We start from the raw sequence: 21,697 nt of genomic DNA on the forward strand, positions 1-21,697 counted from the left end.
ATCTGGCGCTGGCCGTGCTCGACCCCGGGCCGGGGCTGCGGAGGGCCGCCGACGCCGCCCGCGCCGCACTGCCGCTGTTCGAGGCGGCCGGCGACGACCTGGGCACCGCCCGGGCCTGTCTGCGGCTCGCCCAGGAACGGCAGTTGGCCGGCCGGCACGGCGAGGCGGAGCAGCTGCTGCGGCGGGCCCTGGACGGCGCGGTGCGGGCCGACGCCGAGCCGGAGCGGGCCGCCGCCCTGGGCGCGGTGGGCGTCTCGCTCTGGACGGGTCCGGTGCCGGTGCCGGAGGCCGTCGAGCGCTGCCGGACGCTGCTGGCCCGGCACGGCGCGGGCCGGCGGACCGTCCGGCTGACCCTCAACTGCCCGCTGGCCGTGCTGTTCGCACTGCAGGAACGGTGGGCGCAGGCCCGGGCGTGCCTGGCGGAGGCCGAACGCCTGGCCCGGGAGCTCGCCTTCGCGGAGGCGGAGGTCTTCCTGCCGGTGTTCCGGGCCGCGGTGCACTCGGCGGCGGACCGGCCGGGCCGGGCCGTCGAGGAGCTCCGGCAGGCGGAGCGGGCCTGCCGGGGGCTGGGGGCGGCCGGCCTGCGCGGCCCGATCGCCCGCGACCTCGCCCGGGCCCTGCTGGACTGCGGCGACACCGCTGCCGCGGAGGACGTCCTGACCGGGCATCAGGACGGTCTGCCGCCCGCGGACGCCGCCGATCTGCACGGCACGCTCGCCCGGGTGGCGGCGCTGCGCGGCCGTCCGGACGAGTGCGCCGAGCAGCTGCGTCGCACCCGGACGGCGGCCGGGGAGACCGACTCCCCGGTGGTCCGGGCGACCGCCGCACTGGACGAGGCCCGTGCCGCCCTCGCGCTCGGTGACCCGGCACGGGCGTCGGCGGCCGCCGACGCGGCGGCCGACCTGTACGCGGCCAAGGGGCACGTCGCGGGCCGGCGCAGGGCGGCCGCCGTGGCCGCCGTGGCCGCCAGGGCGGAACGGGCCGCGGCGGCGCGTACGACGGCGGCCCGCACGACGGCGGCCGGAACGGCGGCTGCCGGAACGACACAGGAGGATCAGCGATGACCAGTCCGACCGCGCTCACCTGGAGCCTGCGCGGCCGCAGTCCCGCGGACATCCCGGTGGCCGCCGACGGTCCCGAGGTGACGCCCGACTGGGCGTGGGGCGGGTCGACCGGCCGCGGGGTGCGGGTGTGCGTGGTGGACAGCGGCGTCGAGCGCGACCATCCGCTGGTCGGGCCGGTGGACGGCTCGTTCGTGGTGCTCAAGGACGAGGACGGGATCCGGGTCGAGCCGACCGACACCGGGGACGTCTGCGGGCACGGCACGGCCTGCGCCGGGATCGTCCGCCGCACCGCGCCGGACTGCGAGCTGTACAGCGTCCGGGTGCTCGGCGAGCGGTTCTCCGGCAGCGGGGACGTCCTGCTCGCCGGGCTGCGCTGGGCGGTCGAGCAGCGCTTCGACGTGGTCAACCTGAGCCTGTCGACCACCCGGGCACGGTTCACCGAGGAGCTGCGGGCGCTCGCCGACGAGGCGTACTTCCACCGCACCGCGATCATCGCCTCGGCGCACAACACCCCGGTGGAGAGCTACCCGTGGCGGTTCTCCTCGGTCATCTCGGTGGGCAGTCACCAGGAGGACGACCCGGAGCTCTTCCTCTACAACCCGGCGCCGCCGGTCGAGTTCTTCGCGCCGGGGCAGAACGTCACGGTGCCCTGGCTGGGCGGCGCGACCATCCGCACCACCGGCAACAGCTTCGCCACGCCGTACATCGCCGGTCTGGCCGCCCGGGTGCTCGCCAAGCACCCGCACCTGACGGTCTTCCAGCTCAAGAGCGCGCTGTACCAGGCAGCGTCCAACGTCCGTGCCGGCAACGGCCTCGAGAACACCACCAGGGGTGCCCGATGAACGGAACCTGCCGCGCCGCCGAGACCGACCCGGTCGCTCGGGAGCTGCTGCAGTCGGTGGTCGACACCGCCCGCGCCATCTTCGGCGCCGCCGCCAGTTCGATCTTCCTGCTCGACCGGGAGGCCGACGAACTGGTCTTCCAGGCGGTGTCCGGGGAGGGCGAGGACTTCCTGGTGGGGATGCGCTTCCCGGCCGGGCGGGGCATCGCGGGCTGGGTCGCGGGCTCCGGCGAGCCGATGGTGGTCGACGACCTGTCGCAGAGTGCCGGGTTCGCCCGCGACCTCGCGGAGAAGACCGCGTACGTGCCGAACGCGCTGATGGCGGCTCCGCTGCTCGGCTCCGGCGGGGTCCTCGGGGTGCTGGAGGTGCTCGACCCGGCACCGCAGGCCCGCGCCAGCCTCGGCGAGCTCGACCTGCTGGCGCTGTTCGCCCGGCAGGCCGCCACCGCGCTCGCGGCGGTGCTGGAGCGGCGGGCCGCCGACGCCGGGCAGGCCGCGGCCGCCCGGGTGTTGCAGGACCTGGACGACGCCGGCCGGGCCGCCGGGCTGCGTGCCCTGGAGGCCGTCCGCGACCTGCTGGCCGCGCACTGAGCGGCCCGGACGGAAGGGGGAGTCGATGACCGCGCACTCGCCGCTCGGCGGCGGCTTCACCGCGGACCCGCACGGGGTGCTGGCCGCGCTCCGCGAGTCCTGCCCGGTGTCCCGGGTGACCACCCCGGCGGGCCGTGCCGTCTGGGTGGTGACCCGGGAGGAGGACGTCCGGGCGGCCTTCACCGATCCGCGGCTCTCGCTGGCCCGGACGCCGCCGCCTGCCGCGGGCCGGCCGCGCCGCGCCCTGGACATGACGCTGGTCGACTACGACCCGCCGGACCACACCCGGATCCGGCGGCTCGCCGCCCCCGCGCTCTCGGCCGCCCGGATCGCCGCGTACCGCCCGCTGGTGGAGCGCGCGGCCGAGGAGCAGCTCGACAGGCTGGCGGCGGACCGGCCGGTCGACCTCCTGGCGGGCTTTGCGGCGCCGTTCGCCTTCCGTGTGCTGTGCGAGGTGTTCGGTGTGGCGGAGGCCGACCGGGGGCCGCTGCGGGCCGTGGTCGACGACCTGATCGCGCACCGCGAGGTGCCGGCCGCCCAGCGCCGGCTGGACGAGTACGTCCGGACGGGTACGGCCGAGCGGCTCGCCCGACCCGGCGGCGAGGACGCCTTCTCCCGGATCGTCGCGGCCTGGTCGCGCCGCGCGGACGTGACCGGGGACGAACTCGCCGACCTGGTCGCGATGCTTCTGCTGGCGGGCTTCGACAGCACGGTGCAGATGCTCGCCATGGCGGTGCTGGCGCTGCTCGCCCACCCGGCGGAGCTGGCACGGCTGGCCGCCGAACCTGCGCTGATGCCCTCGGCCCTCGACGAACTGCTGCGCTGGGACACTCCGGGCCCGTTCGCGACCACCCGGACCGCGCTGGCGGACGTGCCGATCGGCGGCACCGTGGTGCCGGCCGGCAGCGGTGTGCTGCTGTCGGTGGCCGCCGCCAACCGGGACCCGCGGCGCCACCCCGACCCGGACGAGCTCCGGCTGGACCGGCCGACCGCGGCCCGGCGGCTCGGCTTCGGCCTGGGCCCGCACTACTGCCCGGGGGCGCCACTGGCCCGGCTGCAGCTCTCGGCGGCGCTCTCGGCCCTGCTGAGGCACCGGCCCGACCTGCGGGCCACGGTGCCGCCGGAGCAGCTGCAGTGGGGCGGCGGCCCCCAGCACCGGAGGCTGGCCGCCCTGCCCCTCGTCCTCGGCCCACACCGCATCTAGGGCGTGCCCTCCAGTCATGGGCGCACCACCAGGGGCGCGTGGGGGCACCCGGCTCAGTCCGGGTGTCCGGTGCGCCCTGCCGTGAGGTAGCCGGCCTGGAAGCGGCTGGCCGCGCCGAGCGCGTCCATGAGTTCGGCGATGTGCTTGCGGCAGGTGCGCAGCGACATGCCGAGGCGGCGGGCGATCATCTCGTCCTTCATGCCCTCGGCGAGCAGCCGGACGATCGCCTCCTTGATCTCGCCGAGCGAGGAGTCGCCTGCGCAGGAGGGCGCGTAGGGGTCGGCGAGGGTCCAGGAGTGGTCGAAGACCGCGCAGAGGTAGGCGACGGTGGAGGGGTCCCGGACGATCACCGCACCGTCGTAGGCCTCGTGGTGCGGGATGATCACGACCTCCCGGTCGAAGGCGATCATCCGGCCGAACAGTGCGGTGAGGGTACGCACTTGGGCCCCGGCGCCGGAGATCCGCCGGACGTACTCCTGGGTGGGCGCGTGCCGCCGGGAGGTGTGCTGGTAGAGGGTGCGCATCCGGACGCCGCGCCGGATCATCGCGAGGTCGCGGGTGAAGGCCTGTTCCAGCAGGTGGGGTGCGCGCGGACCGCCGGGCTGGCAGGTGAGCACCTCGCTGCGGCACTGCTCGGTGAGCCGGCCGATGATGTCGATGACGGCGGCGAGTTCGAGCACTTCGTCGAGAGCCCCGCCGGCGGTGGGCCGGCCGGCGTTCTGGGCGTAGAGCGGGCCGAGGGCTGCGAGTTCGGCGCGGACGCGTTCGGCGTCGGCGAGCCGGCGGCGCAGTTCGGCCTCGGCGGGGGCGACCAGGCTGGCCACCGCGAGGTCCGGCGGGACGGCGACCAGCTGCGGGCGGGCGCCGTCGGGGCCGGGCAGCGGGCGGAGCAGGTGGAGGCGGGTGAGGACGGCGGCGGAGACCTCGACCGCGGCGGGGTCGAGGCCGAGGTCGTCGGCGGCGGCCGCCGGTTCCAGGCCGCCGTGCCGGGCGGCCCACTGGAAGACCCGGACATCGGTGTCGTCCAGGCAGGGCAGGGCGGTCGTGGCGGTCGGTGGCCCCAAGAGTCCCATCCTCAGTTCCCCCCTGCGCCGTGCCGGTGACGCGTCGATGCCCATGACATGGAGTCATATAGTAGGACCGGCACATGACATTCAGGAGAACTCCACATTCCGCACGGCGGAGGCACCGCCCGACGGCCCGTCAGACACCCGCGCGGCGCCCTCCGACCTCCTCGGCGGGCAGCCCGAGCCGCTCCCGGGCCGCCACCAGGTACGGGCCCTCCCGCCAGCTGCGCGGCAGGTGGAAGGCGGCCGCGCGCAGGGCCCGCGCCTCGAGGCCGGCCGTCCGGTCGGTGATCCACCAGCCCGGCAGGCCGTACATCCGGCGGGCCCAGCCCGGCAGCATCGCGAAGGCCAGGCCGACCAGCCCGGACCACGCGGGGACGGCGAGCAGGGCACTGCCGTGCAGCGGCGGCAGGAAGGCGAACCGGACGGCCTCCCGGGCGGCGGGGGTCACGCACAGCTCGGGCCGCACCTCGGCCAAGTAGCGCCGCAGCGCGGCGGCGGAGTCCGGCACCGCCGTCCCGGCGGGCACCCCGACCAGCCGGGCGACCGCGCTCTGCTCGCGCAGGTACGCGTCGGCCTCGGCGGCGGTGAGCGGAAGCCCGGCGCGGCGGACGACGTCGAGGAAGGAGCCGACCTCACAGGCGTGCACCCAGACCAGCAGGGCCGGGTCGTCCGCCCGGTACGCCCGGCCGGTGGCGGGGTCGGTGCCGCGGACGTGCCGGTGCACCCGGCGCACCCGCTCCACCGCCTCCCGGGCCTCCTCGCCGGTGCCGTAGGTCACCGCGCCGATGAAGGCCGCGGTGCGGTCGAGCCGGCCCCACGGGTCCTCGCGGAACGCGGAGTGCTGCGAGACGCCGGCCATCGCCAGCGGGTGCAGCGCCTGCAGCAGCAGTGCGCGCAGGCCGCCCAGCAGCATGGCCGGGTCGGCGTGCACCCGCCAGGTGACGGAGTCCGGGCCGAACAGGCCCTCGGCCGGTATGCGCGGCCCGTCGGCCGACCCGGTGCGGGACATCCGGAACACCTCCCGTCGTCCGGAGCCTGCCCGCCGCCACCGGCCGGCAAAACCCGCCCAGGCAGTGACGGCCACCGCCCATCCGGGCCGGGGGTCGGCTCCGAAGACCCCCGGGGAAGGTCCGGCACGGGGGCGAGGAGGCGGCGATGTCCGGCGAGGACGGTACGGAGTCGGTGTGGGACTACCCGCGTCCGCCGCGGGTGGAGCGGGCCGGCCGACGGGTGACCGTGGAGTTCCGCGGCCTGCTGGTGGCCGACACCGGCGATGCCCTGCGGGTGCTGGAGACCAGCCATCCGCCGGTGTTCTACCTGCCGTCGGCGGCGGTGGCGCCCGGAGTGCTGGTGCCGACCCGGCTCCGCAGCTGGTGCGAGTGGAAGGGCGCCGCCGTCTACTGGGACCTCGTCGTCGACGGGGTGCGCAGCGAGAACGCGGCCTGGAGCTACCCGGAGCCCTCGCCCGGCTACGAGGCGATCCGCGACCACCTGGCGTTCTACCCGGCGCGGGTGGACCGCTGCACGGTGGACGGCGAGGAGGTCCGGCCGCAGGAGGGCGGCTTCTACGGGGGCTGGATCACCGCGGCCGTCCGCGGGCCCTTCAAGGGCGCACCGGGGACGGGGAGCTGGTGAGCGGGGGCGCCGGGGTCCGGCGCCCCCGCCCGGGGCCAGTGGTCGGCGGTCAGTGCTTGAGCGCGTCCTTGGCCTTCTCGCCGGCCTGCTTGGCGTCGGCGGCGGCCTGGTCGATCTTGCCCTTCGCGGTCATGCGCTCGTTGCCGACGGCCTTGCCGGTCGTCTCCTCCGCCTTGCCCTTGGCCTTCTGGGCCATGTTCTCGACCTTGTTCTTGCCGCTCATGACCACTCCCTTCGGAGCCGGCGGGCGTTCCACCGGCGGTCACGGACGGCGTCTGCCCCGCTCCCCGCGTTCCATGCGCGGCGCGCTGCGGACCGCCCGCGGTCAGTCGGTCGCCCGCAGGAACGCCTCGACGGTGTCCGGCCAGGTCACCTGCCGGTGCTCGTCGCCGGGCCGCACCACCTCGGCGGTGTCGGCGAGGAAGCCGCGCAGCTCGTCGGTGGCGACCTGGACGAGGGCGACGCCGTACCGGTTGTGGAACTCCAGCTGGGTGAGCCCGCCGTCCGCCGGCACCATCCGGAAGTCGCCGTCCCCGGCCGGCCCGGCGAGGCCGGCCGTGAGCAGGTCCCGGGAGACGTACCAGCTGATCGGCTCGCCGCCGGACATCTCGCCGCCGGCCGGCGGGTCGGGGAAGTCCAGCACCACCGCGAACGGGTCGTCGGAGTCGTACCGCAGGACGAGCGGCACGACTCCGGGGACGGGGGCGGGAATGGAGGCTGCACCGGCCTGCGCAATGATCACGGTCGACTCCCTGGGAGGTCCGAAGCGGTCGGGCGGCCGTCTGCCCCCGATCGGCCCCGCCATGCGCCCGCGGAGCGCACCGGCCGGGTCTCAGGGGCTCGCGGGCAGCGCCACCTCGGCCCAGACCGCCTTGACGCCCGGGGCGCGCAGCACGCCCCAGGCGGTGCTCAGCCGGCCGACGATGTGCAGGCCGTGGCCGCCCGGGCGGGAGGAGCGGTGCGGGCTGCGCGGCTCGGGGAGCCCCTCGCCGGCGTCCAGCACCTCGATCCGCACCGTGCGGTCCGACAGGACGAGCACCAGCTCGCTCGGGCCGCCGCCGTGCAGGCAGGCGTTGGAGACCAGCTCCGACACGATCAGCCGGACGTCCTCGTCCAGCAGCCCGTCGCAGGCCAGGCCCCAGTCCAGGAGCACCTTGGCGGCGAACTCCCGGCCCAGTCTGACCTGCCCGGCGGGTCCGAAGACGTACCGGCGGCGCTGGCCCAGCACGGGCCCGTCGGCGGTGTGCGAACTGCTGTTCATGTCCTCACCCTGATGGATTTCCGGCGCTTCCCTGGGACGCCCCCGGCCGCGGCCCGCCCACCGGTCCGGGCCGGGGCCGTCCTCACCCGGCTGCGCACGCCTCCCCCACCGTCTCGAAGACCCGGAACACCGCGCCGGTACCGGTCAGTTCGAACAGCCGGCTCAGCTGGGGGCCGGGCTGCGCCAGGACGAGCGAGACCCCCGACTCCTCGGCGTCCAGCCGCAGCCGGAGCAGGAGGTTGAGGCCCGTCGAGTCGCAGAACCCCACCGCGGAGAGGTCCAGGCAGAGCACCCCGGGCGCGGCGGCCGCCACCAGCCCGCGCAGCGGCTCCTCCACCTCTGCGAGTCCGTCCAGGTCCAGGTCCCCGGTCAGGGAGCAGACCACGGCCCCGTCCGAACCGGAGGCGGTACGCAGTCCCTCGGTCCGGCCGGTCGTCGGCCCCGTACCCAGCTCACCGCTGCCCATGTCCCGTGCCCTCCGCTGGCGGCCGTCCGCGGTGCGGCCGCCTCTCCGTCACTTCTTCCCTGCCCGGCGGGCGGCCCGGGGCCGCCCGCCCCTGGCACCGTACCCGGTGCCAGGGGCGGGCGGAACCCGCGGGATCCTCCGCGCCGGCTCCCGGCCACCGGCGATCCGTCAGATCATCGGGCGGTAGTAGGTGCCGAGGGAGTTCAGGTAGTCGGCGGGCACCTCGTGCTCGCTGACGAACTCCGGCGCGCCCTTGATCTCGTCCTTCGACCGGTCGACCAGGACGGTCCGCTCCTCGTGGTCGATCCGCAGGACGGTGCCGGCCGGCAGCAGCACCTGCCGGCCGAAGATCCAGGGGCCGGTGTCCACCACCAGGTAGGCGGCGTCGACCTCCACGGAGTGCCGGTCGACCTTGCCGATCCTCCCGTCGGTGGCCTGCACCGTGTAGCCGATGATGTCCCGGTCCGCGGTGTTGCCGTTGCCGGGCTGGTGGTTCCACAGCTGCTCGCTCATCGTCTTCTCCTTCACTCGGTCGGTGTCGCCCGGTCGGTGTCGCCCGGAGGACCGGTGTCGCCCGGAGGGCCGGGGTCGGTCGGTGAGTGTCGGCCGGTCGGCACCGGGCGGCCGCACCGGGGCTTCAGCGCCGGCGGCCGGCGTACACCGGGGAGGCCGCGGCGATCAGCGCTGCGGCGACGCCCACCTGCAGCAGGTGCCGCAGCCAGTCGATGCCGCCGGTGTGCCGCACGCCGAGGTACGAGGCCAGCGCGTTGCCCAGGACCGCGCCGACCGCGCCGAGCAGGACGGTCAGCCACAGCGGTACGGGCTGACGGCCCGGCAGGACCAGCTTCGCCAGCAGGCCGACCACCAGGCCGGCGACCAGCGCCCAGAGGATCGTCATCGCCGAACCCCTCCTTTCGTCCGTCTGTCGTGTCCCGGCCGCCACCCCCTGCTGGGGGCCGGTCCGTCCGGGGACGGGGGTCGTCTGCCCCCTCGGGGCGACGCCATTCCCCCGGACCGTTCCCCGGCCGTTCCCCGGCCGTGCAACCGGACTTCGCCGGGGGCAGAGGCGGCTCAGCCCCGGCCGGGCGGGCCGGCGGTGACCGAGCGGCCGCGGCGCCGCGCCCTGGCCAGCAGGACTCGGCGCTCGTCCTCGGTCAGCCCGCCCCAGATGCCGTACCGCTCGTCGGCGGCCAGCGCGTACTCCAGGCACTCGCCGCGCACCGGGCAGCCGGTGCAGACCCGCTTCGCCGCGTCCTCCCGCTCCTGGCCGGGCTCGCCGCGCTCGCCGGCCGGGTGGAAGAAGAGTGCGGCGTCCTTGCCCCGGCAGGCCGCTCGGCGCTGCCAGGCCCGGCTTCCGGTGTACCGCCGGCCGCGGCGGTCCTCGGTGTCCATCGGTGATCCTCTCCGGGGCGGGTCACGGCCCCTCGTAGTAGCGGTGTTCCTCGACGACCTCGTCGACGGGGCGGCCGAGCGGCCGGCGCCGGCGCAGCGCACTCGCGTACACGACGACGCCGAGCAGGCCGGCCGCCATCAGCACCCAGCCGACGGTGTCGAGGTCCACACCCGAGAGGTGCCAGTCCACCGCGAAGGCGAGAATCGCCCCGATCGCGAACAGGATGATGCAGCCGCCGATGCCCATGGTTCTCCTCCGTCGTCGCTGTCGCTTGTCGCGGTCCGCCGGGGCGGCGGGCCGGGGGCGCGTCTACCCCCGCTCGCCGCCGCCACCCGGGCCGGATCGCAATTCGGTGCCGGAGGGCATGTCCGCGCGCGGCGGGGAGAGACGGCCTGACGGACGGTCACCGATCGGTGACCGCCGGCGCGATGCGGAGGTGGCGAGCGATGGCACGGGTCGAGCAGTCCGTCCGGGTGGAGGTGCCGGTGCCGGTGGCGTACCGGCAGTGGACGAGGGTCGAGGACTTCCCGCTGTTCTTCCGGGGCGTGCTCCGGGTCGAGCGGGCCGGCTCCGGACTCACCCGCTGGACGGTCCGCACCGGCGGCGCGATACGGGAGTTCGACGCCCGGGTCACCGAGCGGGTCGAGGACGAGCGGCTCGCCTGGGCGTCCGTCACGGGCGACCTGTGGCAGAGCGGCGTGGTGACCTTCCACCGGGTGGACGACAGGCGGACCACGGTGATGCTGCAACTGGACGTCCGACCGGGCCGGGTGGCGGACCGTCTGGCGGCCGCGCTCGGCTTCGCCCACCGCCGGGTGCTGGACGGCCTGGCCGGCTTCAAGGAGTTCACCGAGGCGCAGGCCGCCCGTCAGCGGCGGTGATCGCGGGCCCCGCCGCGGTCAGCCGCGTACGGGGCCGACCGCCACCCGCGGCAGTGCCTGCGGGTACTGCTCGCGGAGGTGGCCGATCAGCCGCTCCCGGACCCAGCAGCGGAGCTCGAAGGCGTCGGCGGCGTTGCGGGCGGTCATCAGGGCCCGCACCACGATGGTGCTCGGCGTGGTGTCGACGACCTGCAGGGCGGCACCCCGGCCGTCCCACCACTCGCTCTCCTTGAGCAGCCGCTCGAACTCGGCGCGAAGCTCCGGCACCGGCGTGCGGTGGTCGAGGTGGAGCAGCGCCGTCCCGGTGATCGCCGGGTCGCGCCGCGACCAGTTCTCGAACGGCCGGCCGACGAAGTAGGACACCGGCATGACGATCCGCCGCTCGTCCCAGGTGGCGATGACCACGCAGGTGAGGGTGATCTCCTCGACCGTCCCCCAGTCGCCGGCGACGACGACCTCGTCGCCGAGCCGCACCATGTCGCCGAACGCCAGCTGCACCCCCGCGAACAGGTTGGCCAGGGTGTTCTGCGCTGCCACGCCGACCACCAGGCCGAGGATGCCCGCCGAGGCGAGCAGGCTCGCGCCGACGGAGCGGACGGCCGGGAAGGTCATCAGCGCCGCCGCCAGGGCGAGCACCGCGATGCCGGCGCCGGACAGCCGCCGCAGCATGCCGGTCTGGGTGCGGACCCGGCGGATCCGCGCCGGGTCGCGTCGCTCGGTGGCGTAGCGGGCGAGCGAGGTGTCGATCAGCAGGGCGACGACGCGGGACAGCAGCCAGGCGCCGGCCGCCAGGGCGAGCAGCACCAGCCCGTGCCGCAGCGGCCCGCGGACGGCCTCGGGCAGGCCCGCGGCCGGTTCGGCCGCGAGCAGCAGCAGGGCGCCCAGGGTCAGCAGCCCGGGCACCCGGCACGGCAGCATCAGGGTGCGGTACGGGCCCGCCGCCGGGCGCCTCGCCGCCGCCAGCACCGCCCGGTCCAGCAACAGGATCGCGAGCAGTGCGGCCGCGGCGACCGCGACGGGCCTCAGGGCGGTCCACACGGACATGGTCCTCCGGTCCTCCGTAGGTGTGTCTGGCTGCGGGCCCGCCGGGCGCCGTCGGGGCCGCCGGGGCCGTCGACGTCAGGAGGCCAGCAGCCGGTCCAGGACGCCGCGGTAGTCGCGCAGGGCGAGCCGCAGCTCCTCCGTCCCGGCGTCCGGGCCGGCCGGGGTGCCCGGCCCGGTGTGCAGGCCCTCGCGGCGCCGGCGGACGGCCTCGGCGACCAGGTCGGCCGCCCGGGCGACCAGCGCGTCGGCCCGCCGCACGGCGTCCGCCGGGTCGTCGACGAACCCCGCCTGCACGGTCTCCCACTCGGCGGAGACCGTCGCCACCTGCTGCCGGTCGAGCCAGCGGCCGAAGCCGTCGCCGGCCGGCGGCGGGTCGGGCAGGTCGGCCGCGGCGACGTCCGCCCGCGGTGACGAGGCGTCGGGCTGACGGGGGAACGGCACCCGCCGGTCGGTGTCGGCGCCGGCGCCCTCGGCACGGCCGAGGATCTCCCGGGCCGTCCGGTACGCCGGGAGGCGCCGGGCGTGGTCGACGGACAGCGCCTCGATCCGCCCGGGGGACGGGTAGCCGATCCGGTCCAGCAGGGACTGCAGGGTCCGCTCCGCCTCGGCGGCCGCCCGCGGCGGGTCCTCGACGAAGAGCACCTGGATTCCCCTGATCGAGGTCGTGAACCGTTCGCGCTCGGCCTCGGGGAGGCCGGTCAGCCGCAGGCCGCGGCGGAGGGCGAGCCGCTCGGCGAGTTCGCGGTCGGTGCGGCGGACGTCGCCGCCGTGGCTGCGCAGCACACGTTCGTACTCGGGTCCGAACCTCGTCCGCAGCCGGCGCGTGCGCAGGCGCTGCAGGACGATCGCCGCCGCGGCCGCCGCGGCGGCGATGAGCAGGACCACGAGGAGGACGGCCACGGTGGACATGGGTTCTCTCCTTCCGGTGGGGTCCGGGCCCGAGGTGGCGTCCGGACGGGCTTCGGCGGTACCGCCTCACCGCTCCCGGCGCGGTCAAACCCCCGTGCGCGCCAGTCCTGGTGACGACCTGTCGGCCCGTTCGGCGCGACCTGGACGGAACCGGCCGGGATCGGCCGTTCCTGACCCGCATGGACGTCCGACGGCGGGGCAGGCGCCCCCGGCGGGCGCCGGCCCGGGACACGCAGGAGCGGAGGGACGCAGCATGGTGGAGACGATCGAACGGCACACGACCGCGCGGATATGCGGGCCCCGGCCGCGGCGGGTGCGCGTGGTGCTGCGGTACCGCACCGACGACCCGTACGCCGTCGCGCTGTGCTTCCCCGGGCCGGCGAGGCTGTCGGAGACACTGGTCGTCGAGGACGGCGGCGCGGTCGACGACGGCCCGCGGTGGACGGTCGGCCGCGACCTGCTGGCCGAGGGCCGGTACGGCAGCACCGGCACCGGCGACCTTCGCGTCCGGCCGGACGAGGACGGCGGTGTGCTGCTGGAGTGGCACTGCCCGGGTGGCGGAGCGGACGTCCGACTGGGCGCGGCCGAACTCGGCGCCTTCCTGGACCGCACCTACCGCGCCGTGCCCGCGGGCTGCGAGTCCGCCTTCGTCGACTGGCCGCACACCCCCGAAGAATTCCTCCGTCGCATCGTCTGACCGGGGCGTGCAGCACCTCGGGGGCAGCATCGCAGTGGCAGCACCGCAGGGGCAGCACCTCGGGGGCGCGGGGAACTGCGCAATCCGGGAGTGGTGCTCCCGAGAAATCCGGCTCACCCATGCCACCAGGGCGCCCGCCCCCGGACTACGCAGTTCTCCCCCCCCAGCCTTCGGCCGGAAGGTGCCCCCACGCGCCCCTCCGGCGTGCCTTCAAAGGCGATTGGGCCACCACAGGGGCGCGGGGAACTGCGCAACTCGGATCCGGACCACCGCACACATCCGGACTCGACCCATGTCACCAGGACGCCCGCCCCCGGACTACACAGTTCTCCCCCATCCTTCGGCCGGAAGGTGCCCCCACGCGTCCCCGGTGGTCTATCCGACGAGCATGCCTTCGCGGAGGCGGGTGAGGATCCGCGCCAGCAGCCGCGACACCTGCATCTGGGAGACGCCGAGGCGGGCCCCGATCTCGGCCTGGGTGAGCTCCTCGACGAACCGCATGTGCAGGATCGCCCGGTCCCGCTCGGCGAGTGCGGCGACCAGCGGCTTGAGCACCTCCAGGTTCTCGACCTTCTCGAGTCCGGGGTCGTGCCGGCCGAGCCGCCGCAGCAGCGAGCCGTCGCCGTCCTCGTCGTCACTGCCGAGGTCGAGGGAGCCGGCGGTGTGGGCGTTGCGCGCGATCATGCCCTCCACCACCTCGTCCTCGGTGATCTCCAGGTGGGCGGCGAGTTCGGCGACGGTGGCCGGGCGGCCCAGGGACTGCTCCAGCAGGTCACTCGCCTTGGCCAGGGCCAGCCGCAGCTCCTGGAGCCGGCGCGGGACGTGGACGGCCCAGGTGGCGTCCCGGAAGAACCGCTTGATCTCGCCGAGGATCGTCGGCACCGCCAGGGTCACGAACTCGACGCCGCGGTCCGGGTCGAACCGGTCGATCGCCTTGATCAGGCCGACGGTGCCGACCTGGACGATGTCGTCCATCGGCTCGCCGCTCTGCCGGAACCGCCGGGCGACGTACCGGACGAGGGAGAGGTTCAGCTCGACCAGCGTGCCGCGGACGTACGAGTACTCGGCGGTTCCCTCCTCCAGGGTCCGCAGCCGGGCGAAGAGCGCCGAGGAGAGGACCTTGGCGTCGGCCGGGGCCACCGTCGAGGGGTCGTCGACCACCCGCTGCACCGGCGCCGGGGCCGGTCCCGCGAGGCCCGCGGAGCTCGCGCCTTCGGCGGTCGCTCCGGGCGCAATGGTCGACCCTTCACTCATCACTGCCATGGCCATTCCTTCCGTGGGTGCGTCGGCGGCTCGCATGCCCGGGGCTCCGGGGCCCAGTCCCCGAGGTGCCGATCCTCCACGGAAGTGCCCGGAGGGCTTCACGCCTCCGTCACAAGCGGCGTCGTTCGTCCACCCCTGACCGGCCTGACCGGGAGCGGCGCAGAGCGCTGCGCAAGCGATGCGCCTGGCAGGCGCTGCCGCACGGCTGAAGACTCGCGGCAGGGTCGGCGGGCGGCGGCCCGTCGGTCGCCGGGCCCCCGCCTCGCCGTCCTCGGCCACGACCGTCCGTCACCGCACCACCGTCGTCCACCGCAGCCGTCGTTCACCGCACTGCCCGGGAGGGGCCGGAGCCATGGCACACCGTCCGGGGTCGGAGCGGCCCGCGTGCTCCCGGCCGGGCACGCGGAACGGACCCGCGGCATCCGCTGCCCGGGCCCGTGCATCCACCGCCGGACAGGCCCACCGGCCGCTGCCGCGTGACGTGCCGGCGGGCCTGCCTGTGCCTGGTCCACGCTCCTCCGGACCTCCCGCCCGGTCCACCCGCAGCGTTCACGCAGCGCTCGGCGTTCACGCGGCGCTCGGCTCTGGGATCGGCGGGGCCGCAGGCGTCCGGTTTCGGCCCTCAGGCCATCGGTTCGGCTGCCCGGTCGGGGGCCCGGTCGGGTCGCAACAGGCCGGCGACGGAGAGGGCGCCCCAGCCGATCGAGACCACCAGGGCCGCCGCCCGGTGCCGGGGCGTGGGCAGACCGGTGACGGCCGGCACGGCCCCGGAGAGCAGGGCGGCGTCGCCGAGGTCGGCGGCGATCCGCAGCAGGGTGGCGGTGCGCAGGCTGCGGTCGTCCGGGGCCAGCAGCATCGCCAGGCCGCAGGCCGCGTCGCGCAGGGCCAGTGGGGAGATGCAGGCGGCGACGGGCGCCGGGACGGTGCCGTCGGGTGCGGTGAGGCCGGAGGGCCGGGCGAGCAGGGCGGGGCGGCGGGTGACGGCCAGGCCGTAGACGGCGGTGGCCGCGCCGGTGAGGCGGAGGAGGGTGCGGTTCACGGGGTCATCCGTACCCGCGGGCGGGGTGCCGTGCACGGGGTGTGCGGCCGAACGGAGAGGAGTCGGTGAGGTGGCTTCGCCGGACGTGGTGGTGATCGGCGCCGGACTCGCGGGGCTGGCGTGTGCCCGGGACCTGGTGGCGGCCGGGCTGGAGGTGGCCGTCCTGGAGGCCTCGGACGGCGTGGGCGGGCGGATGCGGACCGACCTGGTCGGCGGTTTCCGCCTGGACCGGGGCTTCCAGGTGTTCAACACCTCGTACCCGCAGGTCCGCCGGCGGATCGACCTGCCGGCGCTGCGGCTGCACCCGTTCACGCCGGGATTCGTCCTGGCGGGCAGCCGCGGGCGGTACCGGTTCGCCGATCCGACGCGCCGGCCCGACCTGGCCGGCGACCTGCTGCCGGGCCGACTCGCCCCCTTCCGGGACGTGGTGGCGCTCGGGCTGCTGAGCGCCCGCGACATGGTGCTGCCGGCCGCCGTGCTGCGGCGCGGCCGGGACGTTCCGACCCGGAGCGCGCTGGCCTCGGCGGGCGTCTCGCCGGAGACGGTGGACGCGGTGCTGCGGCCGTTCCTGGCCGGGGTGTTCCTGGAGGACGGCCCGGAGACGTCGAGCCGGGTGTTCCACCTGGTGTGGCGGAGCCTGCTGCGCGGCACCCTCTGCCTCCCGGAGGCCGGGATCGGCGCGGTGCCGGAGCAGCTGGCGGCCGGGCTGCCGCCGGGCACGGTGGTGCTGGAGTCGCCGGTGGCGGAGCTGACGGAGGCCGGGGTGCTGCTCGCGGACGGCACGGAGCTGTCCGCCGGGCGGGTGGTGGTGGCGACCGGGGCGCCGGAGGCGGCACGGCTGCTGCCCGGTCTGCCGGTGCCGCCCGCGCGTCCGGTGACCACGGTGTACCACGCGGCCCCGGTGTCGCCGCTGGCCGAGCCGACGCTGCTGGTGGACACCGACGGCCAGGTGCTGAACAGCGTGGTGCTGTCCGAGGTGGTGCCCGGGTACTCGGGCGACGGGCGGGCGCTGGTGGCGACCTCGGTGCTCGGGGCGGCGGCCTGGGAACCGCAGGTGCGGGCCCGGCTGGCCGAGCTGTACCGGGTCGACACCAGCGGGTGGGAGCACCTGGCGGACCGCCGGATCCCGTACGCGCTGCCCGCGATGCCGGCCCCCCACCCGCTGACCCGGCCGGCCGCGCTGGGCGGCGGCCGGTTCGTCTGCGGGGACCACCGGGCCACCGGGTCGGTGCAGGGGGCGCTGGCCTCCGGGGCGCGGGCGGCCCGGGAGGTGCTGGCGGACGCGGCGGCCGGGGTCAGGGCGGATCCGCTCCCCGGTCGTGTTCGGCGGCGAGCAGTTCGGGCAGGCCGCTGAGCCGGTCGAGCCCGGCCGCGGCGCGGGCGGTGCGGTGGTTGGCGGCGAGCACGTCCCGGTGGCGGTGGACGAAGGCCCAGTAGCCGGTGGTGAACGGGCAGGCCCGCTCCCCCAGCCGCTCGGTGGGCCGGTAGCGGCAGGGTCCGCAGTGGTCGCCCATCCGGTGCAGGTAGGCGCCGCCGGCCGCGTAGGGCTTGGTGGTGATCCGGCCGCCGTCCGCGTACTGGGACATGCCGACGACGTTCGGCAGCATCACCCAGTCGTAGCCGTCGACGAAGCAGCGGTGGAACCAGTCGGTGACGGCGGCCGGGTCCCAGCCGTGCTGCAGGGCCCAGTTGCCGAGCACCATGAGCCGCGGAATGTGGTGCACCCAGCCGTGGTCGCGGACCTCGGCGAGCACGCCGGACAGGCAGCGGGCGCCGACCGCCGCGGCGTCGAGGTCGGCGAACCAGCCGGGGACGGGCTCCCGGTGGCCGAGCGCGTTGGAGCCCCGGTACTCCTCCCCGAGGTGCCAGTACAGCTGCCACACGTACTCGCGCCAGCCGGCGACCTGGCGGACGAAGCCCTCGACGCTGTTCAGCGGGGCTGCGCCGTCCCGCAGCGCCCGTTCGGCGCGGTGCACGCACTCGGCGGGGTCGAGCAGGCCGAGGTTGAGCGAGACGGACAGCAGGCTGTGCGCCATCCACGGGTCGGCGTGCAGCATCGCGTCCTCCCAGCGGCCGAAGTGCGGCAGCCGCTCGGCGGCGAAGTGCTCCAGGGCCCGTTCGGCCTCGGTGCGGGAGGCGGCGAAGCGGCGCGGGCCGTCCCGGCCGACGAAGGCGACCGCTCCCTCGCGTTCCCAGCGGTCCAGGTCGGCGCGGACCCGCTCGTCGATGCCGTCCTCCTCGGGCCACCGGGGCGGCGGCACGGGCAGCGTCGCGGCGCCGCGCGGTGGGGGTTCGCGGTTGTCCCGGTCGAGGTTCCAGCGACCGCCGACCGGTTCGCCGCCGTCCATCAGCAGGCCGTGGGCGCGGCGCACCCGGTGGTAGAAGTCCTCCAGCAGCAGGCGCCGCCCGCCGAGTCCCTCGGCCCACCGCCGGAAGTCGGCCAGGTCGACCAGGAAGCCCCGCGGCGGCAGCACCTCGACCCGGTCCAGGGCGCGAACCAGGCCGAGGGCGGCCCGCGAGGTGGGGTGGCGGACGGTGGCCCGCCGGCGTCCGAGGGCCTCCCGCAGCCCTTCTCGATAGGTCTCGGCCTGCACGTACCGGCAGCGGTCGCCGAGCTCGGCCGCGCGGTGGCGCATCGCCGAGAGCACCAGGTGGGCCTTGGCCCGGTGGAAGCGGCGGCGCCGGAAGACCGCCCGGGACTCGATCAGGACGATCTCGGCGCCCTCGTCCGGGCCGTCCCCGTCCGGCTCGGTGAAGTGCGGGCCGAGCTGGTCGCCGAAGATCCAGTGCGGCCGCGGGCCGCTCACCGGAGCCGTCCGGGGAGTGCGTCCCGGGGATCCATGACCGTGCTCCTCTCGCGCCGGTGCCACCATCCTCGGGGCCCGGACCGGCCGGATTCCGCGCGCAGCGGAGCCGCAGCGATTCGGCGCCCCGGGGCGGTCGGCACACGCCGTACCACCAGGGTCCGTTCGGCGGCCCGGGCGGGGCCGCCGGTCCACGGCCACTCGGCGACACACCCGGCGGCGCCGCGCTCGCCACCCGCCGCACCGCCGCGACCACCGTCTGACCGGGGGACGGCCTCGACGGCACGTCAGGCCGCAGCCAGCACCTCGAGTTGGGCGAGGCCCTCGGTCAGGCGGCGCGGACGGACGGTGCCGGCGATGCGCCCGACCCCGGCCCAGCCGGGGCCGCCGAGCAGCACCGCCGGTCGGGCCCGGGCGCCGCGCGGGCCCCAGGCGGTGGCGGCGGCCAGCTGGGCGAGGCGCGGATCGGCGGTGCTCCGGCACTGCGACCAGAACAGCGCTGCCGAGGGCCCGATCCGCCGGACGGCCTCGACCAGCGCGGCCGTCGGCACGGCCGGCCCGAACATCCGGTACGGCACGCCCCGTTGGCAGAGTCCGGCCGCCACCGCCTCCAGGGCCAGCGAGTGCAGCTCCCCCGGCATGCCGGCGAGCAGCACCGGGGCCACCGGCGCGGCCGGGTCGACGCACCGGGTGACCTTCCGCAGGGCCCCGGAGATGTGCCAGGAGAGCAGGTGCTCCACCTCGACGTACCGCTCGCCCTCCACCGCCCACTTGCGGCCGACGGCCCGCAGGGCGGGCATCATCACCTCGTCCCAGGCGGTCACCACGCCGAGTTCGCCGACGGCCCCGTCGAGCATCCGCTCGACGGCGGGGGCGTCCAGACGGACGGCGGCCCGGCCGAGCCCGCGGCACTCCGGCCGGACGGTGCCCAGCGGCAGCGCCCGGCCGCCGCCCGACTCACTGGGTTCGTCCGGCCCACCGGTGTCGCGGAATTCGCCACGCCCCTGCGGGACCTTGACGAGGGCGCCGGCCAGGGCGAGGCGGGCGGCCTCGGCGGGCGGCACGCCGTGCGCCGTGAGGCGGCACATCGCCTCCAGCACGGCGACGTCCTGCGGGCTCCAGCGGCGGTGCCGGCCGGCCTCGTGGCCGGAGGGGCCGATGCCGTAACGGCGCTCCCAGGAGCGGACGGTGGTGGGTGAGACGCCGAGCCGGCGGGCCACTCCCCCGGTGGTGATGCTGGCCTCGGCGAGACTCGCCGTCAGGTCGCTGGGGATTTCCACTCCGGCACGGTACGCCCACCGCCCGGCCGTCGCGGACGGGACACGCCGCCACCGCCGCCGGACCCGCCGCGAACGGTGCACAGGCGATGCGAGCTGCCGGGCGGCTGCGGCTGTTCCACGGTGGAGGGGACCGGGCTCCGGGCCCGGTGCGGAAGGAGGTCGATCGCCATGGCAGCCGCCGCCCCGGCTCCGCGATCCGTCCTCGCCGACCCCGAACGGGCGACCCGCCTCGGCGATCCGGGGCTCGACCGCAGGCTGCGCCGTGTGCGCGGCACGGCGGGTGCGCCGGCCGGGGATGTGCGAGTGCACGCCGCGGCGTTCGCGGTGGCCGCCGGACCCGCCCCGCGGGACGCTGCCGCACCTCCGGCGGCAGCCCTGCCCGCCGCACCGGCCGACCGGGGCTCGGCGGCCGTGTGCCGGCGCCCGGCGGGTACCGGCTCCGGATTCGGATGACTCGTTTCTGTTCGGTTGCCGAAAGGCCGGGCGGGCGCCGAGGCGCCCGCCCGGAGTCGTGTCCGCCGCCGGCAAGCGCCCGGCGGCGGGTTCAGCGGCGGGGTGGCAGGGGCACGAATCCGCTGGTCCGCGCCGCGTACTCGGCCCAGCCCGGTTTCTCGGCCCCCAACTGGCGCTCCAGCATCGGCTTGCCGCTGCCGAACGCCAGCAGCCAGGTCATCAGCAGCGGGCTGCCGACGAAGGCCCAGCCGATCGGGGCGTCCGCGGCGAGCAGGAACAGTCCCCACCAGACGCAGGCGTCGCCGAAGTAGTTGGGGTGCCGGGTGTAGCGCCACAGGCCGCGGTCCATCACCCGGCCGCGGTTGGCCGGGTCGCCCTTGAACCGGCTCAACTGCCGGTCGCCGACGGCCTCGAAGAACAGCCCGACCGCCCAGACGGTGGTGCCCGCCCAGGCGAGCGGCCCGGGGCTGCCGGGCAGGTACTGGGCGGCCTGCACCGGCAGCGAGACGAACCAGACCAGCGCGGCCTGCAACAGGTAGACCATGCGCACCGCGTGGAGCGTTCGGGCCCGGCCGGGCGGCCGGCGGCCGAGCATCCGGGCGTAGCGCGGGTCCTCGCCGGTGCCTCGGGCCCGCCGGGCGATGTGCGCGGCGAGCCTGATGCCCCAGACCGCGGTCAGCAGGGTGGCGAGCAGCCGCCGCCCGTCGTCGCCGTGCCCGGCGGAGAGCCCGTACCCGGTGACGGCGACGGCGGTGAAGGCGAGGCCCCAGGCGATGTCCACGCCGCGGTGCCGCCCGGTGCGCAGTCCCACCACGAGGGCGGCGAGCATCACGGCGAGGGCGGCACCCGCGGCCGCCGCGAGGTTGACGGCGAAGGCTGCGGCGTTCACGGGGCGGCGGTCCCGTACCAGGGAGCGGGCGTCACCGGCGCCCCGCTGGCGCCGTCCCCGGCGGGCCGCACGGCGAGGATCTGGTCGACGCCCATCCGCCGTTCGGCGAAGGCCAGCGAGCTGCCGGCGGTGTACAGCTGCCAGAGCCGGACGGTCGGTTCACCGACCAGGTCGGTGAAGTCGGCGTGCCGTTCGAGGAGGGTGTCGTACCAGGCGTCGATGGTGCGGGCGTAGTGCTCGCGCATCGCCTCGACGTGCCGGACCTCGAGCCCGGCGCCCTCCAGCAGGTCGACCGTCCGGCCGACCGGGCGCATGTGCATGTCGGGGGCGATGTAGGTCTCGATGAAGGCGCCGCCGCCGGGGGCGTTCGCTCCGCGGGACATCTGCTGCACCAGCAGCCGGCCCCGCGGGCGGAGCAGGCCGTGCAGCCGCGCGGCGAAGGCGGGGTACTGCCGTTCGCCGACGTGCTCGCCCATCTCGATGCAGCTGATCGCGTCGTACGGGCCGTCGCCGAGGTCGCGGTGGTCCCGCAGCAGGACCTCGACCCGGTCGGCGAGGCCGGCCTCGGCGACCAGGGCGGACGCGAAGGCGTGCTGGCGGCGGGAGAGGGTGACGGCGGTGACGCGGGCGCCGTGGTGCCTGGCGGCGTGCCGGGCGAGGGCGCCCCAGCCGCAGCCGACGTCGAGCAGGCGGCTGCCGGGACGCAGGTCGAGCTTGCGGCAGACCAGGTCGAACTTGGCGGTCTGCGCGTCGGCCAGGCTCTCCTCGCCGGAGGTCCAGTAGGCGCAGGAGTAGGCCATCGCGGGGCCGAGCAGCAGGGCGTAGAACTCGTTGGAGAGGTCGTAGTGGTGGCTGACGACGGCGCGGTCCCGGCCGCGGCTGTGCAGGGCGCCGCGGACGGCGGCGCGGCCGC

The 21,697-nt window shown here is 76.3% G+C and carries 25 protein-coding genes and 1 pseudogene; 8 read left to right on the forward strand and 18 right to left on the reverse strand.

What is annotated here, in order from left to right:
- The 4 genes and pseudogenes from KSNIM_RS05950 to KSNIM_RS05965 all read left to right on the forward strand — a co-directional run.
- Positions 1-1,064: pseudogene (locus tag KSNIM_RS05950) on the forward strand (adenylate/guanylate cyclase domain-containing protein); the annotation flags it as partial.
- Positions 1,061-1,906, forward strand: coding sequence for a S8 family peptidase (locus KSNIM_RS05955; protein WP_263102166.1), 846 nt, complete (start codon positions 1,061-1,063; stop codon positions 1,904-1,906). The pseudogene KSNIM_RS05950 and the gene KSNIM_RS05955, both read left to right, overlap by 4 nt.
- Positions 1,903-2,496 (forward strand): GAF domain-containing protein, encoded by a 594-nt coding sequence (locus tag KSNIM_RS05960; protein WP_263102167.1) that lies wholly within the window; start codon positions 1,903-1,905, stop codon positions 2,494-2,496. Before KSNIM_RS05955 ends, KSNIM_RS05960 begins: the two co-directional genes overlap by 4 nt.
- A gap of 25 nt (positions 2,497-2,521) precedes the next feature.
- Complete coding sequence (locus tag KSNIM_RS05965) at positions 2,522-3,700, forward strand: cytochrome P450 (protein WP_263102168.1); 1,179 nt, start codon at positions 2,522-2,524, stop codon at positions 3,698-3,700.
- Positions 3,701-3,753: 53 nt separating this feature from the next.
- Here KSNIM_RS05965 and KSNIM_RS05970 read toward each other — a convergent pair whose 3' ends face one another.
- A complete protein-coding gene (locus KSNIM_RS05970; RefSeq protein WP_263102169.1) occupies positions 3,754-4,764 on the reverse strand; it encodes a LuxR C-terminal-related transcriptional regulator in 1,011 nt (336 codons plus the stop codon).
- Positions 4,765-4,903: 139 nt separating this feature from the next.
- Positions 4,904-5,779: an oxygenase MpaB family protein gene (locus tag KSNIM_RS05975; protein ID WP_263102170.1), complete on the reverse strand. Its 876-nt coding sequence runs from the start codon at positions 5,777-5,779 to the stop codon at positions 4,904-4,906.
- A 146-nt stretch (positions 5,780-5,925) separates the two neighbouring features.
- Here KSNIM_RS05975 and KSNIM_RS05980 point away from each other — a divergent pair, with 146 nt between their 5' ends.
- The gene (locus tag KSNIM_RS05980; RefSeq protein WP_263102171.1) at positions 5,926-6,405 is read left to right on the forward strand and encodes a DUF427 domain-containing protein; all 480 of its coding nucleotides are present in this window, start codon (positions 5,926-5,928) and stop codon (positions 6,403-6,405) included.
- Between the two features lie 49 nt (positions 6,406-6,454).
- Here the strand turns inward: KSNIM_RS05980 and KSNIM_RS05985 are convergent, their stop codons facing one another.
- The 8 genes from KSNIM_RS05985 to KSNIM_RS06020 form a co-directional block, all read right to left on the reverse strand.
- Entirely contained in the window at positions 6,455-6,628 is a 174-nt protein-coding gene (locus KSNIM_RS05985; RefSeq protein ID WP_263102172.1) for a CsbD family protein, read from the reverse strand.
- A gap of 102 nt (positions 6,629-6,730) precedes the next feature.
- Positions 6,731-7,147, reverse strand: a complete 417-nt coding sequence (locus KSNIM_RS05990) for an SsgA family sporulation/cell division regulator (RefSeq protein ID WP_263102173.1) — start codon at positions 7,145-7,147, stop codon at positions 6,731-6,733.
- Positions 7,148-7,237: 90 nt separating this feature from the next.
- Positions 7,238-7,666, reverse strand: a complete 429-nt coding sequence (locus tag KSNIM_RS05995; protein WP_263102174.1) for an ATP-binding protein — start codon at positions 7,664-7,666, stop codon at positions 7,238-7,240.
- 82 nt (positions 7,667-7,748) lie between these two features.
- Positions 7,749-8,132 (reverse strand): STAS domain-containing protein, encoded by a 384-nt coding sequence (locus KSNIM_RS06000; protein ID WP_263102175.1) that lies wholly within the window; start codon positions 8,130-8,132, stop codon positions 7,749-7,751.
- 168 nt (positions 8,133-8,300) lie between these two features.
- Positions 8,301-8,645 (reverse strand): PRC-barrel domain-containing protein, encoded by a 345-nt coding sequence (locus KSNIM_RS06005; protein WP_263102176.1) that lies wholly within the window; start codon positions 8,643-8,645, stop codon positions 8,301-8,303.
- A 124-nt stretch (positions 8,646-8,769) separates the two neighbouring features.
- Entirely contained in the window at positions 8,770-9,030 is a 261-nt protein-coding gene (locus tag KSNIM_RS06010; protein ID WP_263102177.1) for a GlsB/YeaQ/YmgE family stress response membrane protein, read from the reverse strand.
- 173 nt (positions 9,031-9,203) lie between these two features.
- Entirely contained in the window at positions 9,204-9,524 is a 321-nt protein-coding gene (locus KSNIM_RS06015) for a WhiB family transcriptional regulator (protein WP_263102178.1), read from the reverse strand.
- Between the two features lie 22 nt (positions 9,525-9,546).
- Entirely contained in the window at positions 9,547-9,771 is a 225-nt protein-coding gene (locus tag KSNIM_RS06020) for a DUF6458 family protein (RefSeq protein WP_263102179.1), read from the reverse strand.
- Positions 9,772-9,971: 200 nt separating this feature from the next.
- On the opposite strand from KSNIM_RS06020, the gene KSNIM_RS06025 reads away from it, so the two are divergent.
- Positions 9,972-10,406, forward strand: coding sequence for an SRPBCC family protein (locus KSNIM_RS06025; RefSeq protein ID WP_263102180.1), 435 nt, complete (start codon positions 9,972-9,974; stop codon positions 10,404-10,406).
- 18 nt (positions 10,407-10,424) lie between these two features.
- Here KSNIM_RS06025 and KSNIM_RS06030 read toward each other — a convergent pair whose 3' ends face one another.
- Both KSNIM_RS06030 and KSNIM_RS06035 read right to left on the reverse strand, forming a co-directional pair.
- On the reverse strand, positions 10,425-11,450 hold the full coding sequence (locus tag KSNIM_RS06030; RefSeq protein WP_263102181.1) for a mechanosensitive ion channel family protein: 1,026 nt from the start codon (positions 11,448-11,450) through the stop codon (positions 10,425-10,427).
- Between the two features lie 75 nt (positions 11,451-11,525).
- The gene (locus tag KSNIM_RS06035) at positions 11,526-12,359 is read right to left on the reverse strand and encodes a hypothetical protein (protein WP_263102182.1); all 834 of its coding nucleotides are present in this window, start codon (positions 12,357-12,359) and stop codon (positions 11,526-11,528) included.
- Between the two features lie 253 nt (positions 12,360-12,612).
- Between KSNIM_RS06035 and KSNIM_RS06040 the strand changes: the two genes are divergently transcribed.
- The gene (locus tag KSNIM_RS06040; RefSeq protein WP_263102183.1) at positions 12,613-13,056 is read left to right on the forward strand and encodes an SsgA family sporulation/cell division regulator; all 444 of its coding nucleotides are present in this window, start codon (positions 12,613-12,615) and stop codon (positions 13,054-13,056) included.
- Positions 13,057-13,431: 375 nt separating this feature from the next.
- On the opposite strand, the gene KSNIM_RS06045 is transcribed toward KSNIM_RS06040, so the two are convergent.
- Together KSNIM_RS06045 and KSNIM_RS06050 are read right to left on the reverse strand one after the other, a co-directional pair.
- Positions 13,432-14,319, reverse strand: a complete 888-nt coding sequence (locus tag KSNIM_RS06045; RefSeq protein ID WP_263102184.1) for an RNA polymerase sigma factor SigF — start codon at positions 14,317-14,319, stop codon at positions 13,432-13,434.
- A gap of 622 nt (positions 14,320-14,941) precedes the next feature.
- Positions 14,942-15,358 (reverse strand): hypothetical protein, encoded by a 417-nt coding sequence (locus tag KSNIM_RS06050; protein WP_263102185.1) that lies wholly within the window; start codon positions 15,356-15,358, stop codon positions 14,942-14,944.
- A 70-nt stretch (positions 15,359-15,428) separates the two neighbouring features.
- On the opposite strand from KSNIM_RS06050, the gene KSNIM_RS06055 reads away from it, so the two are divergent.
- On the forward strand, positions 15,429-16,712 hold the full coding sequence (locus KSNIM_RS06055) for an NAD(P)/FAD-dependent oxidoreductase (RefSeq protein ID WP_263102186.1): 1,284 nt from the start codon (positions 15,429-15,431) through the stop codon (positions 16,710-16,712).
- Here KSNIM_RS06055 and KSNIM_RS06060 read toward each other — a convergent pair.
- From KSNIM_RS06060 to KSNIM_RS06075, 4 genes are all read right to left on the reverse strand, one after another.
- Complete coding sequence (locus tag KSNIM_RS06060; protein ID WP_263102187.1) at positions 16,654-18,165, reverse strand: cryptochrome/photolyase family protein; 1,512 nt, start codon at positions 18,163-18,165, stop codon at positions 16,654-16,656. The two genes, KSNIM_RS06055 and KSNIM_RS06060, sit on opposite strands and share 59 nt — an antisense overlap.
- A gap of 284 nt (positions 18,166-18,449) precedes the next feature.
- Positions 18,450-19,442: a MerR family transcriptional regulator gene (locus KSNIM_RS06065; protein WP_263102188.1), complete on the reverse strand. Its 993-nt coding sequence runs from the start codon at positions 19,440-19,442 to the stop codon at positions 18,450-18,452.
- 544 nt (positions 19,443-19,986) lie between these two features.
- Positions 19,987-20,724 (reverse strand): DUF1295 domain-containing protein, encoded by a 738-nt coding sequence (locus tag KSNIM_RS06070; protein WP_263107847.1) that lies wholly within the window; start codon positions 20,722-20,724, stop codon positions 19,987-19,989.
- 56 nt (positions 20,725-20,780) lie between these two features.
- A partial coding sequence (locus KSNIM_RS06075) for an SAM-dependent methyltransferase (protein WP_263102189.1) occupies positions 20,781-21,697 on the reverse strand: 917 nt, incomplete at its 5' end.

This window comes from Kitasatospora sp. DSM 101779, from assembly GCF_025655475.1.
GTDB lineage: Bacteria > Actinomycetota > Actinomycetes > Streptomycetales > Streptomycetaceae > Kitasatospora.

Excerpts from the sequence above, each read along its gene's own strand:
- KSNIM_RS05955 (WP_263102166.1), top strand. The coding sequence starts at position 1,061 with ATGACCAGTCCGACCGCGCTCACCTGGAGCCTGCGCGGCCGCAGTCCC.
- KSNIM_RS05960 (WP_263102167.1), top strand. The coding sequence starts at position 1,903 with ATGAACGGAACCTGCCGCGCCGCCGAGACCGACCCGGTCGCTCGGGAG.
- KSNIM_RS05965 (WP_263102168.1), top strand. The coding sequence starts at position 2,522 with ATGACCGCGCACTCGCCGCTCGGCGGCGGCTTCACCGCGGACCCGCAC.
- KSNIM_RS05975 (WP_263102170.1), bottom strand. The coding sequence starts at position 5,779 with ATGTCCCGCACCGGGTCGGCCGACGGGCCGCGCATACCGGCCGAGGGC.
- KSNIM_RS05980 (WP_263102171.1), top strand. The coding sequence starts at position 5,926 with ATGTCCGGCGAGGACGGTACGGAGTCGGTGTGGGACTACCCGCGTCCG.
- KSNIM_RS05985 (WP_263102172.1), bottom strand. The coding sequence starts at position 6,628 with ATGAGCGGCAAGAACAAGGTCGAGAACATGGCCCAGAAGGCCAAGGGC.
- KSNIM_RS05995 (WP_263102174.1), bottom strand. The coding sequence starts at position 7,666 with ATGAACAGCAGTTCGCACACCGCCGACGGGCCCGTGCTGGGCCAGCGC.
- KSNIM_RS06000 (WP_263102175.1), bottom strand. The coding sequence starts at position 8,132 with ATGGGCAGCGGTGAGCTGGGTACGGGGCCGACGACCGGCCGGACCGAG.
- KSNIM_RS06005 (WP_263102176.1), bottom strand. The coding sequence starts at position 8,645 with ATGAGCGAGCAGCTGTGGAACCACCAGCCCGGCAACGGCAACACCGCG.
- KSNIM_RS06010 (WP_263102177.1), bottom strand. The coding sequence starts at position 9,030 with ATGACGATCCTCTGGGCGCTGGTCGCCGGCCTGGTGGTCGGCCTGCTG.
- KSNIM_RS06015 (WP_263102178.1), bottom strand. The coding sequence starts at position 9,524 with ATGGACACCGAGGACCGCCGCGGCCGGCGGTACACCGGAAGCCGGGCC.
- KSNIM_RS06020 (WP_263102179.1), bottom strand. The coding sequence starts at position 9,771 with ATGGGCATCGGCGGCTGCATCATCCTGTTCGCGATCGGGGCGATTCTC.
- KSNIM_RS06025 (WP_263102180.1), top strand. The coding sequence starts at position 9,972 with ATGGCACGGGTCGAGCAGTCCGTCCGGGTGGAGGTGCCGGTGCCGGTG.
- KSNIM_RS06030 (WP_263102181.1), bottom strand. The coding sequence starts at position 11,450 with ATGTCCGTGTGGACCGCCCTGAGGCCCGTCGCGGTCGCCGCGGCCGCA.
- KSNIM_RS06035 (WP_263102182.1), bottom strand. The coding sequence starts at position 12,359 with ATGTCCACCGTGGCCGTCCTCCTCGTGGTCCTGCTCATCGCCGCCGCG.
- KSNIM_RS06040 (WP_263102183.1), top strand. The coding sequence starts at position 12,613 with ATGGTGGAGACGATCGAACGGCACACGACCGCGCGGATATGCGGGCCC.
- KSNIM_RS06045 (WP_263102184.1), bottom strand. The coding sequence starts at position 14,319 with ATGGCAGTGATGAGTGAAGGGTCGACCATTGCGCCCGGAGCGACCGCC.
- KSNIM_RS06070 (WP_263107847.1), bottom strand. The coding sequence starts at position 20,724 with ATGCTCGCCGCCCTCGTGGTGGGACTGCGCACCGGGCGGCACCGCGGC.